General features: G+C 57.1%; 9 protein-coding genes. All 9 read right to left on the bottom strand.

Annotated elements, in window-relative coordinates; all coding sequences use genetic code 11:
• Positions 1-157: 157 nt before the first annotated feature.
• Positions 158-1,180 carry an electron transfer flavoprotein subunit alpha/FixB family protein gene (locus HY896_13605; GenBank protein MBI5577382.1) on the bottom strand — a complete coding sequence of 341 codons (1,023 nt, stop codon included), beginning with the start codon at positions 1,178-1,180 and terminating at the stop codon, positions 158-160.
• Between the two features lie 3 nt (positions 1,181-1,183).
• On the bottom strand, positions 1,184-3,169 hold the full coding sequence (locus HY896_13600) for an FAD-dependent oxidoreductase (GenBank protein ID MBI5577381.1): 1,986 nt from the start codon (positions 3,167-3,169) through the stop codon (positions 1,184-1,186).
• A 157-nt stretch (positions 3,170-3,326) separates the two neighbouring features.
• A complete protein-coding gene (locus tag HY896_13595) occupies positions 3,327-4,289 on the bottom strand; it encodes a hypothetical protein (GenBank protein MBI5577380.1) in 963 nt (320 codons plus the stop codon).
• On the bottom strand, positions 4,286-4,507 hold the full coding sequence (locus tag HY896_13590) for a hypothetical protein (GenBank protein ID MBI5577379.1): 222 nt from the start codon (positions 4,505-4,507) through the stop codon (positions 4,286-4,288). Before HY896_13590 ends, HY896_13595 begins: the two co-directional genes overlap by 4 nt.
• A gap of 85 nt (positions 4,508-4,592) precedes the next feature.
• Complete coding sequence (locus HY896_13585) at positions 4,593-5,579, bottom strand: aldo/keto reductase (GenBank protein MBI5577378.1); 987 nt, start codon at positions 5,577-5,579, stop codon at positions 4,593-4,595.
• A gap of 292 nt (positions 5,580-5,871) precedes the next feature.
• A complete protein-coding gene (locus HY896_13580; protein MBI5577377.1) occupies positions 5,872-7,167 on the bottom strand; it encodes a DUF1329 domain-containing protein in 1,296 nt (431 codons plus the stop codon).
• Between the two features lie 47 nt (positions 7,168-7,214).
• Entirely contained in the window at positions 7,215-8,708 is a 1,494-nt protein-coding gene (locus HY896_13575; GenBank protein ID MBI5577376.1) for a hypothetical protein, read from the bottom strand.
• 99 nt (positions 8,709-8,807) lie between these two features.
• Positions 8,808-11,189: an MMPL family transporter gene (locus HY896_13570; protein MBI5577375.1), complete on the bottom strand. Its 2,382-nt coding sequence runs from the start codon at positions 11,187-11,189 to the stop codon at positions 8,808-8,810.
• Positions 11,183-12,148 carry a hypothetical protein gene (locus HY896_13565; GenBank protein MBI5577374.1) on the bottom strand — a complete coding sequence of 322 codons (966 nt, stop codon included), beginning with the start codon at positions 12,146-12,148 and terminating at the stop codon, positions 11,183-11,185. Before HY896_13565 ends, HY896_13570 begins: the two co-directional genes overlap by 7 nt.
• Positions 12,149-12,193: the final 45 nt, after the last annotated feature.

Here is a 12,193-nt window from a genome sequence, read left to right as displayed (position 1 = left end):
ACGCACCGAGAGCGTCGATGCGCCGCGCCGGCAAGGCGCGCGACTGAGGCATACCGTTGAGTATGGTGAAGGAGCGCAACGAAGCTGGAGCGGATGCAGCGGCGCTCGAATGCTACCGTATTTATGAAATGAAGCACTTAGTTCCATCCCGCCTTTTTCATGCGGATCGCTCCCGATGCCCGGATCCATCGCCCGCCTTCCGGAATTCCTCGATCATCACGGGAAGCACGTCCCGAACGTCTCCCACGATGCCGAGCGTCGCGATACGGAAGATCGGGGCATTGGGGTCGGTGTTGATGGCCACGACGGTCTCCGATGATTGCATGCCCATCCTGTGCTGTATGGCCCCCGAGATGCCGCAGGCGACGTACAGGCCGGGAGACACCGTCTTGCCCGTCACGCCTACCATGCACTCCCGCGGGACCCACTTCATGTCCACCGCCATCCGTGTCGCCGCCACGACGCCCCCCAGCACGCCGGCCAGCTCCTCCAGGAGGCGGAAGTTCTTCCCGTCCATCATCCCCTTGCCGCCCGCAACGACCACCTCCGCGTCCGTCAAGTCCACCTCGGAAGGGATTTCCCGTATCGCCCGCTCGATCCTCACCCTGTCGTCGCGAAGGGACAGCGGCATGACTCCCGGTTCCGGGGATTCCAGGAGGAAACGATCCTTGGGTACGATCCGCTCCGCTTCCGCGACCTTGGGAGCCAGGGTGACGATGGCGAGACCCGGGTCCTGAAAGGAGAAGATCATCGAGGCGTGGGGACGGTATGCGGCTCGGGTTACGTGAAGCTCTCCTCCCCGGAAATCGAGAAAGGTGGCTTCCGTGACAAGACCTCGTCCAAGCCTGGCGGAAAGCCGCGGCGCCAGGTCCCGCGACATGGCCGAGCTGCCCATCAACAGGAGGTCCGGCGCCCGCTCCCGAATGATCTGCGCCAGTCGGCCGGCGTATCGCCCGGTCGAATATTCCGCCAAGGACTCCTCATCGCAGGCGAGAGCGCGGTCTACCCCGAATCTACGGAGGTCCTTAAATATTCCCGGCGGGATCCGGTGGCCCAGGACCAGCGCGGTGCAACGCGCGCCAAGCCTCCCGGACTGGCGAACGGCCTCGGAGACGGCCTCCTGGCTGACGCGCTGGATCTTATCTCCGGCGTACTCCACGAACGCGCATATTTCCGTCACCCCTTATATCTCCGAGGCGACTTTGTAGCCCTCGTGAATGGCGTCGATGAGAAGGCGGGGCGCCAGTGCGTCCCCAATCTTGCGGAGCTGCCCGACCTTCCCCTTGAGCTCCGCATAAAGCCCGTCGTTGGCTTTGCGCCAGTAGGAAAGGACAAGGGTGTCGGCGGGAAGTTCCCGCTCCTGCTCGGTGAACACGTCCCGGATGACCACCTTGCCGGGGAACGCCTTTTTGACCTGGTGGTCGCTTACGCGCGTGACGCCTTTGCTCTTGAGCATCATGAACTGCAGGCCCAGGGTGATCAGCTCCACGTTGTAGGGATTGCTCGTGAACAGCCGGACGGGAAACGGCATGATCACCGTCACTTCCTTCCCCAGTTCCGCAAGGACTTCGGCGGCCACCAGTCCTTTCGTATAATTCTGGTAATCCGCGATCACCACCCGCTTTCCGCATTCCACCTTCCTTTGCAGCACATCCTCTGCGGTGACCACGTGGAATCCCGGAGAGATCTCGATGGAAGAGCCGGGCCCGACTTTTTCCGGGGCCGGGTCTTCGATGGCAAGCCCCCCGGTCGCGACGATGACCGCGTCCGGCTTTTCGGCGAGCGCCATATCGACCGTGACCTCGGTGTTCATGCGGACGTCGATGGACAACCGCTCCAGCTCGTGCTTGAGGAACCGGACCGCCTGCCCGAATTCCTGCCGGCTGGGAGCCATCGCCATGATCCGGATCGCCCCGCCCAGCTCGCCGGACTTCTCGCAGAGGATCACCTCGTGGCCCCGGGACCGGGCGACGATGGCGGCCTCCATCCCGGCGCAGCCCCCGCCCACGACCAGAACTTTCTTCCGTACGGCCGCGGGTTGAATCTTCCGCTTTCTTTCGAATCCGGCTTCCGGATTCTGGAGGCAGGTGATCGCCTCCTTGTGGCAGAACCGGTCCCAGCACCCCTCGTTGCAGGCGATGCACTGGCGGATATCGTCCAGCCTCCCTTCCTGCGCCTTTCTGGGCAAATCCGGGTCGCAGATCATCCCCCGGGCGATCCCCACCATGTCCGCCTCGTTGTTCTTGATGATGTCGTCCGCGGTCACCGGATCGTTGATCCGGATGGCGGTAAAGACCGGCAAGTCGACGAGCTGCTTGATTTCCGCGGCAAGGTAGACCATCGGACGCGGAGGAATCATCATCGGCGGCACGGCGTACGCGCCGGACTTGTAGGAGGCGGCGGTGACGTTCAGGTAGTCCAGCAGGCCGGTTCGGGCCCAGGCGGAGAAGGCCTCTTTGGCGTCCTCCAGGTCGAATCCTTCCGGTATGAACTCATCCCCCGCCGCCCGAAGGCCCACGACGAAATTCGGGCCGGCCGCCTTCCGGATCGCGGAGATAACATCCATGCCGAACCGGAGGCGGTTCTCCAGGCTTCCCCCATACTCGTCCGTGCGGATGTTTTGCGAAGGGGAGAGAAACTGCTGCTGCAGGTAGCCGTGGCCGAAGTTCAGCTCCACGCCGTCGTAGCCCGCTTCCTTGGCGCGCAGGGAGGCCTCGACGAAAAGGCGCACCGCTTCCCGGATGTCGTCCTCGTCCATCGCCACAGGGCATTCCCCGATCATCGGGTTAGGGATCCCCGAGGAGGATTGGCCGGGATAGCCCGTGTAGAAGCTGGTGCTCACATGGCCGCAATGCCATAGCTGGAGGACGATTTTCGCGCTGTGCGCATGCACCGCTTCGCCGATTCGCTTGAGGATCGGCACGATCTCGTCCCGGTAGGCCTGGGCGAACACTTCCGAATGATACTGGCTGTACGGTGAGACCGACGTGGCCTCCTGGACGATCAAGCCGACTCCCCCCCGGGCGCGTGCCTCATAATAATGAAGGAGCCTGTCCGTCGGGAGGCCCTTCTCCGCGAACCCGGTGATATGGGCAGGCTGGAAGATCCGATTCCGGACGTTCATGTGCCCGATGCGGATCGGTGAGAAGAGATACTCGAAATCGCTCATATTCGAATCCTTTCGGAGTTTCCCCGTCTTGTCCTCCCCGAAGGTGTGATCGCACGATTCCGGTGCGATGCGTGCGGTTCCCCGGATTCAAAGAACGGGCGCAATATGCCTGGTGGGAAAGGCGTCATATTCACGTACCCGGCCACCGCCGCATCGTTCATTCGACTGCCACAACATGGAACCCCAACTCGGGTACTTCCGCTCTGGTTATCTTGAATTGTCGGCCGCCAAGCGTATGCTTGAATTCAGCCCCGATTCTTACCCTTCTCGCCAAATCCGCCAATTCCTTCGGTTTGTCTTGCTCGAGATTCCTCTCGATATCCACATATTTCCGAACTTTCCCGGAGGCAAGGTGCGATGGCAGTTGCCGTGCATACGGCTCCATCCCCAGGAAGTCGAGGGCTCCGGGACTGGCGCCGATCAGGGTGGACTGCCCGGACAGGATGAAAACCCGGTTACTGCTCTTGTACACCGTGGCGGCGTTTACCCATTCCAGGTTGTAGTGCAGACCGACAAAACCGCACATCTCGTTGTCGGCTTCGCGCTTGTATACGGGGGCGTGGACGGACTGGATGAATTCACCGAGAAGTTCGATAAAGGCGCTCGGTGCCCACCTGGGAAGACGATCCGGATTGCGGTCGTGGTCTACCCATCCGTAGTAATCGTAGTACGTAACACCTGTCCTGCAAACTTCCACGGCATCGAATCCGGGAGGAAAGAGCCCTCCGAAATTTTTTGTCGTCTGCCCGACCACCATGGATTTCTTGTCGATATAGAGCACCTCGTCGCTGTAGCGGTTCAGGGCATATTGCTCGCACATCAACGGAAGGATGTGCTCATAAAGTCTAAGTTCCCTTCTTAAGCTGTCGTCAACGGGGACCGCTCCGGTTGCGCCGACGACACCGCACCCGGCTTCGCCATTGTCCGGCGTCCACATGCAGGATACGTCCCTCCACACGTACCGCTCGTCCATTCCGTCCAACGTAAGATCGAAGCTTGACGCATTCCGGAACAACGTTTCCACGCGCTTGACGATCTCGCTGGAAGATTCCCTGGCCCGGACGGCTGTCGACTGAATTTCCTCTGCAATCCAGTTGATTTCATCCCGTATGCTACTCATGTCAAACCCCCGTATCCGATTTGAACTTCCGTATCCATGGCCTCCGTGATGATCAGGCCGATCCCTCCCCTTGCCCGCTCTTCGTAGTACCGCACGTGGCGATCGGAAGGGAGGCCGTTCTCCACATATCCCGTGATGTGCGCGGACTGCACAATGCGGTTGCGTATGGTGGTGTTCCGGATTTTTATGGGGCTGAACAGATGTTCGAGTTCCGGCATTCCTCTCCCTCCTGTAAACGAGACATGCACATTTCATGGATGAAATGCATGCGTTTCAGCCATGGTGCAAAACGGGATGCGGAGATCATCCATCGATCCCTTTCATTCCTTCCGCGGTATAACGCTCTCCGGCCGCCGCACCGCGCGGAGCGACGGCGTCGATTTTCGCAAGATCGTAGGCGTCGAGCCGTACGGCGACCGCGCCTGTGTTTTCGTCAAGGTACTTTCGACGCTTCGTTCCCGGGATCGGCACGATGTCATCGCCCTGCGCAAGAAGCCAGGCCAGGGCGAGCTGTGCTGGAGTGCACCCGCACCCGCGCGCGACGACTTCGAGGCGCTCGAGGATGGCGAGGTTCTTCGCAAGGTTGTCCGATTCCAGACGAGGGAGGAAGCGCCGGAAATCCTCCGGGCCCATCCCTTCCGTCGTCCGGATCCGGCCCGTGAGAAATCCGCGCCCCAGCGGGCTGTAGGCGACGAAAGCGATTCCGAGCTCCCGGCATGCGGGCAGCACTTCCCTTTCGGGGTCGCGCGTCCAGAGGGAATACTCCGTCTGGAGAGCGGCCAGCGGGAATACCTCGTTCGCGCGGCGCAGCGTCGCCGCCGACGCCTCGCTGATGCCGAGTTCGCGGACCTTTCCCTGCCGCGCCAGGTCGGCCATCGCCCCGACGGTCTCCTCGATCGGTATGGTTGAGTCGACGCGATGACAGTAATAAAGGTCGATCGTCTCGATGCCGAGACGGCGGAGACTTGCCTCGCACGCCTCGCGCACATATTCCGGACGCCCGCAGATACTGCGGCGGTAGCTTCCGTCCTCGCGCACGATGCCGAATTTCGTGGCGATGACGACCTCCTTCCGGCGCTTTTTAAGAAATTTTCCCAGCAGCCTCTCGTTATGCCCCAAGCCGTACATGTCCGCGGTGTCGAAGAAATTGATCCCCGAATCCAACGCCTGTTCCAGCGTGGCGAGCGACTCGGCATCGTCCCTGGGCCCGTAGAATTCACTCATCCCCATGCAGCCGAGGCCGATCGAGGATACCGAAAGGGGGCTCCTTCCCAGGGACACACGCTTCATGTCGGACATATCTTGTCCAAGGCCGACCATAAACAGGGAAGCCCCTCGGAGCTAGCCCGCATTTCTCACCACGCTTCTGCTGCGGCGGCGGATACAGGCATGCCTACTGCGTTGCGCTCGGTCGGGCTCCTCGACGTAGTGTAAACTACGCCTGCGTCACCCTCGGTCGCGACGCCTTGTATCCATACCCGTCTCCACCGCCTCGCTACGAACCATGGTGAGAAATGCGGGCTAGGGGCTTCCCTGGGTGTCTTCATGATTCGCACGTTACCCTATGGAAATTTCGACGCCCTTACTTGCACAACGTCGCGAAACCCGCCAGGGAGAACTGGTTCGTGTCGATCCTGGCGCCGTTGATGTATTTCGGGCTGCTGTCCACCGATGTCGCATGCTGCGAGCGCTCGTCCACCAGGATGAAGATGAGGACGGCATTCCAGTTCACCGTCTTTTGCGAATCCTGCGCCATCCCCCAGTTCGTCCAGGCCGTCTTCCAGTATTTCCCCGTCCGGTCGTAGATCACCTTCCAGTGCCCGATGTTCAGCTCCTTGTCGATGTACATGATCTGCTTGCCGTAGTTGTAATACGGGTCTTTCGGAGTCCCCTCGATGATCCAGACCGGCCTCTTCGTCCATACGGCGCTGTCGACGAACCACGGAGCCGCGGAACCTCCTTTATTCCCAAAACTCCACTTCACCAGTTCCTTGTTCCTCAAGTCGAATTCCCATTCGCCGTCCTTGTTTTTGTTGACGCCCAGTGGTTTGGACCCGATGAAACCGCCGAGAACTTCACCTTCTCCGATGACCTTCCACTTGAAGCTGGAAATGGCCCCATCGTATATCCCGTACCCGCCGTCGTCCCTTGCGAAGTCCGAGCCGAACATGGCGTCGGACCGCCCCGCCGGTGTCAATCTCCTTACACGCCGGATCGCCGGAACATACCCGTTCAGCATGTCTTCTTTTTCGACGCGGTAGCGCCATGTCATCTGTGCGGTGCCGGCCATGTCGAAGGGGCTGGTTACCAGCACCTGGTTGACGCTTTCAAAATTATCCTTATTCGGCCAGTTTTCCGCATCCTGGTATCCGTCGAACGGCTTGCTGTACCAGTCCACGAAGATGGACCTTTCATATCCGGTCTTCCGTCCCATGAACTTGAAATCGATCTTGGTTTTCAATGGCCCGTTCGCGTCCCTCATGTATAACGTGTTCCACATGATTTTTTCGCCGGCTTCCGGATCTGTGATCTTGACGTCCGGGAACGGGATACCCTTGATGAATTTCGGAGTTTTCCCCGTGCCGGCCTCGACGATCGCCTTTTTCGCCGTCAATTTATATTTCCCGATATTCTCTTTCTTCGACTCGATCACCCAGGCCGGCAACACCTGGTTCGGATCGTATTCAAGCGAGCCGTACTTCACCACCATTTCGCCGGTTTTCACCCATTTCAGGGCGCTCTCCGGCAACAGCCCTTTGAGCGTTTCCCAATTCGTTCGGTCGATCCGTTTCAGTTCGGCGGCCGATGCGCACACCGCCATCCCGAAAATAACCAGAACGCCCGCAGCAACCATCCATAACCTTTTCGATACCTTCATACGCGTTCCTCCATCCGGGAAATATCGTTCCTGGAACTTCCGCGCAATTAAAACAGCCGGGTAACGGTGAAAGATGCCTGATCCCGATCGCGTAATATGCCCACGCTGACATCATCCTTTCCGGTAACGCCGTAATAGGCGACTTTGAAAACCCACGGATCGAAGGATTTCTCGAGAGAAGGAATAAACATCAATGCTCCTCTCGGATCGTAGGCAAGCGCGAGTTGCGGGGTTAGCGTCCCTTCCATATAGCTTGTGAACGCGATCATGGTGATTTTCTGGTCATACCGGACCTGTTTCATGAATTCACCGGTGGGAAATTTCGGCAAGGCTATCTTCATGCGGTCGTCGTAACTCGGGTAATACTCCGCGAAATACTGGAAGAACACATTGAACATGGATCTTTCATTCAATGCCCTGATCCAGAAGTTCTTGTCGAGCCCAACCATGTACCTGAGAACATTCTTTTTGGGGATATCCCCCGTCCTGAAGTCTCCGAACAGGACCGGCGCGTTGACCTGGGGGATGAACACCGGTTCGTTCCAGAACATTGCGACTTCCGAGCGGATCACGCCTTCGACATGGGGTTCGAAGAAGTTGACCGATCCGCCGGTCACCCATTCGGTCTTGTAGAACAGGTCCTGGAATACGGGGCCTCCCGCGGCTGCAGGATCGAACGTAACGATCGCGGCGGGGGAATCGATGATCGTTTGATACTGGGCAAGAGAAAAATTGAAGTTGTCTCCGAGTACTCCCTGCAGACGGGCTCCCATGCGGCTGCTTTCGAAAGTCTTCTCAGGCTTGTGCACCCTGGTCGGAACCGCGGAAGCCGGCATCGGGAAGGCAAACGGCGTCCCGAAAGGCGCCATGGGGGAAACCTTCTGGCTGCCCAAGCCCGGATTCCAGAAACCTTCGATGGAGAGTGAGGATACCGGCCCGACATTTCCCAGATTATACGTTCCGCGGACCATCCAGATCGGAATACGGCGGTCATCCAGATCCTCGAAACTCCCGCCGAACGTATCGTCCAACGGGTTGATCCTGTCCAGCAGGCGGAAAATATCCGTTTCGCCCCAGGAGAGATTCTGCCTCCCGATGCGCAGGAATCCCTTCCCCTTCGTGTAATCTACGTACGCCTCCCAGACATCCGCGTCTTTCTTGAAATCATCGATTTCCGCCTTGTTCGAGTTCCTCACTTCCTGGAACGCCTTGGGCCCGTAATCGTAGATTCCGTCGTAAAGAAACCGGCCGACCAGGTGATACTTGACTTCGGCCGTCGTTTCCGTCTGTTTCGACAGGGTCTGGTTCAGTTCCACCAGCCCGAGATTCCTTTCCTGCACCATGTTCCCCCTGGCGACTGTGGGAAAGGTGAAACCCTCGGACCGGTCCGTGCGCCATGAGAGCCGGGCCTGTACCTTTCCTTTCACTTCCAACGGATTTTCGCCAAGATGGAAGTAAGATGCCGCGTGAGCAAGACCTTGCAGCAGAGCCAGCGACAGCAGGAAGTTCAGTACCCCGAAGGTACCTTTTCCGACCTTCATCTTCTCCTCCCTCGTTCCCTTTTTTTTGCAATTCCTTCCCACATCGTTTTTCATCTCCCCTCTGACCTTTTTTGACAGAACCGGATTCCGTCGGAACGGTCAGTGATGCCTGAGCATTCCCGCCTTCACTTTCGGCTTGAATATGGTCACGAGAACGGGGATCAAAATCAGTGCGTTGATCATGTTGAGCAGCATCAATATCGTCAGGAGAAGCCCCATTTCCGACTGGAACTTCATGTTCACGAAGATCATGAAGAAAACGCCCGCCAGCATGGTGGATTCCGTGAAGACGATCGTCTTGCCGGTGGTATCCATGGCGACCCTGTTCGCGGTTTGATAATCTCCCGTTGCGGCATACTCCTCGTTCGTCCGGGAAAGCAGATAGATGCCGTAGTTGATCCCTATTCCGACCGCGATGGCGGCCACGGGAACCGAATTGATGTTCACGTCGATGCCGTAGATCAACATGAATATCTCGGTGATGATCTGGGACACCGCCAGGGGAATTATGAGAATGAAGCCGCACTTTACGGAACGGAATGTCAGGACGCAGAGCAGGAAACAGGCGAGGAAAACCACTATGAGGGAAACCCAGTAGGAGTATTCGACCTCCTGGTTCACCGCGTAAAGGATCCCCAGCAGGCCCCCTGCGAGACGGTAATTCACCTTTTCCGGCTTGTTCTTCTCGATGAACTCCCTGGCTTTCGCGATGCAATTCTTGATCAGGTCGCTGTTGTAGGATTTGTAGAAGCATGTGATGGTGGCGTTCGTCCAGCTGGGATCCACATAGACGTCCATCTCTCCCGGAGCGGCATTGTTCCTGATGATGTAGCCGATCTGGGCGAGGTCCTTGTCGTTCTTGGGGATCATCTCCCACTTTGGATTTCCCTCATGGAACATCCGGTAGACGCGCTTGATCATGTTATTGAAGGTCAGGGTCCCTCCCGCGCCCCCTTCCGTCGCCATGAAATACTGGAAATCCTCCATCGACTTCAACGTGCCGTAATTCTTTATCGCCCCCTGTTCCTTACCCTCAGCGAGAATGATGAGCTGCGTTGCTCCCACGAAGTTCTTGTTGAAGAAACGGAAGGAATCGTTATAGGGGTGGCTGGGGAACAGGATGGCGGATCCGGCTTCGGTATCGCCGATCCTCAGGTTGTGGGTGTATATGCCGCCCACGACCAGGATAAAGCCCACGATACCGACCACTACCCAACGGCTCCTGCCTTCGGAGGGCATTACCAGGAATCTTGAAATCTTCGAGTAGAAACGACCCCGCGTCTGCCGCTCGATCTTGTCGGCGCTCGGGGGCTTGATGAAGGAAAGAAGGAGCGGATTCAGCGTAGGAACCGTCAGCACGATCGTCATGACCCAAAAGGAGGAAAAAAATCCGAGCTGCCTCATGATTGGGATTGTCGCTACGGAGATCAGCAGGAGACCGACCGCATCCGTAAACGTGGAGAGGATCGCGGGGGCAAGCATTTCCCCGTACCCTTTGACGAGTGACTCCTTTCGATCCCCGATCCGCAGATATTCTTCGTAGTACCGGGACATGCACTGGACCGAATGGCTCATGAGCCTGGCGGATATGATGAGCGGCACGACCAATATCAACGGATCGAGCGAATACCCGAGCATGCTCGCGAAACCGAGCCCCCAGATGGCACTGATTACCGCGGACAGGAACGGAACGAGAACTCCCTGCAATGTGCGGAAATAGTAGAACAGCAGGGCGATGAGGACGACCAGGGTAACTACCAGCATTTTTCCGATCTGCGGCGCCAGGCTGTAGATATAGGAGTAAAGAGCCGGATATCCCGTTATATAAATTCGATGGTTATCATCGCTCTCCGACTTTCTTATCTCCTCGATTTTTTTGTAAACCGTGGATGGGTCCCAACCCTCCTCCCAGAATCCCGCATAGATGGCGGCCGATTTATCGTCGGGAGAAACGTAGAACCCCCTGACGCCCTCGTTGCTGTATATGGAGCGCTTGATTTCCTGCAATCCGATGTCGCTTCGCTGAATTCCGGCATGGATCATCGGTTTCAGGGTGATGCCCATCCCCGTAACTTCGACATTCTTGATTTTGGGGTGAGTGATCGATGCCAGCTGCGCAGGGTTGCACCCCTCCACTCCGAGCATTGCTTGCGTGATTCGGTCGACCTTGTCTATGGTCTTCCAGTTGTAGATATCCCCGTTCTTTACCTCGATAGCCAACACCATGACGTTCGCGCTGCCGAACATGCTCCTGTACTTGTTGTAGAGCTGGATGAACGGGTGCCTGGGGGGATAGAAGGAAACGAAGTCGGTGGCGATTTTCAGTTTAGCGCCGTAGTATCCGAAAATCGCGGTTCCGGCGATGATCAACAGGATAAAGGGGATTCTGAACTTCAGGATCAAGGAAACATAACGTTCCGGCAACGACATCTTATTGCCGGTTTTCCCGGTTTCGTCCGCTCGGTTCCTGTCGCCTACCATGTGATCTCCCTATCCTTCAAGCCGAACGTCAAACCGTTTGCGCCGGCGCCGAAACCGACAGTCGATGCGGCTTGCGGAGATATTTTTACCGTGCCGAACCAGAACAACTGGATCCCCAGCGGAACCTCCAGGGACTTCCAGCTTTTTCCTCCATCCGCAGTGCGCAGCAATGTTCCGCGGTCTCCGACCGCATATCCGGAATTTCCCCGCAGGTCGACGTTGTATATGGCTTGCTTCGTTGGGCTATCCGAGCGTTTCCAACTTCTCCCGCCGTCCCAGGATTGAATGATTACGCCTTCCAGGCCGGCCGCGATCATTCTCCCGCCATGCTCGGCCAGGCAAAACAGGCTCTGCTCCGCAACCGGCGGTCCTTTCGCCCACGTCTGTCCCTGATTGTTAGAGATGAAAATGCTCCCGAACTCGCCGACGATCGTTCCTCCCGCTTTCGTCATGCGGACGGCATAGAGGACGATATCTTCGGAAAGGTGGATATCTTTCCAGTTCTTTCCCCCATCAGTGGTAATAATAATTGCTCCCCAATCTCCAACGGCACAACCACGAAGGGAATCATAAAAATGTACTCCGAAGAGGTGTTTATCTATCCCTGAACTTTGTTTTATCCATGTTCTTCCCCCATCGGCTGAATGGAGAATCGTTCCAGAACTACCGGTTATCCAACCGTTTTTTCCATCCGGGAAACACACGGAAAACAATTGTTCGGAAGAGCCGCTCTTGATGTATTGCCAACTTTTGCCGCCATCGGCAGATAAATATATTCTTCCGCTCTCTCCTACAATAATCACTTCCTTTTCCGAGATAAAAGTGGATGAAAAAATGTTTCCGTGAATTTCTTTTGAGCTTAATAAATTACCGTTTTCCTTTGCGCACAGAGGGGAGCAAAAAAACAATGAAATGGCCGAAATCAATAATATTCTCGCGAATATATTTCTTTCCTCCATTCTAAATCCTTTCATCGAATGCTGAATTAATGATTCGGGTGTTAA

The organism is Deltaproteobacteria bacterium (assembly GCA_016218975.1).
In the GTDB taxonomy this organism is placed as follows: domain Bacteria; phylum Desulfobacterota; class Deferrimicrobia; order Deferrimicrobiales; family Deferrimicrobiaceae; genus JAENIX01.
The sequence above is the reverse complement of the archived record's forward strand: the minus strand, read 5'-3'. Positions and strand labels throughout refer to the sequence as shown.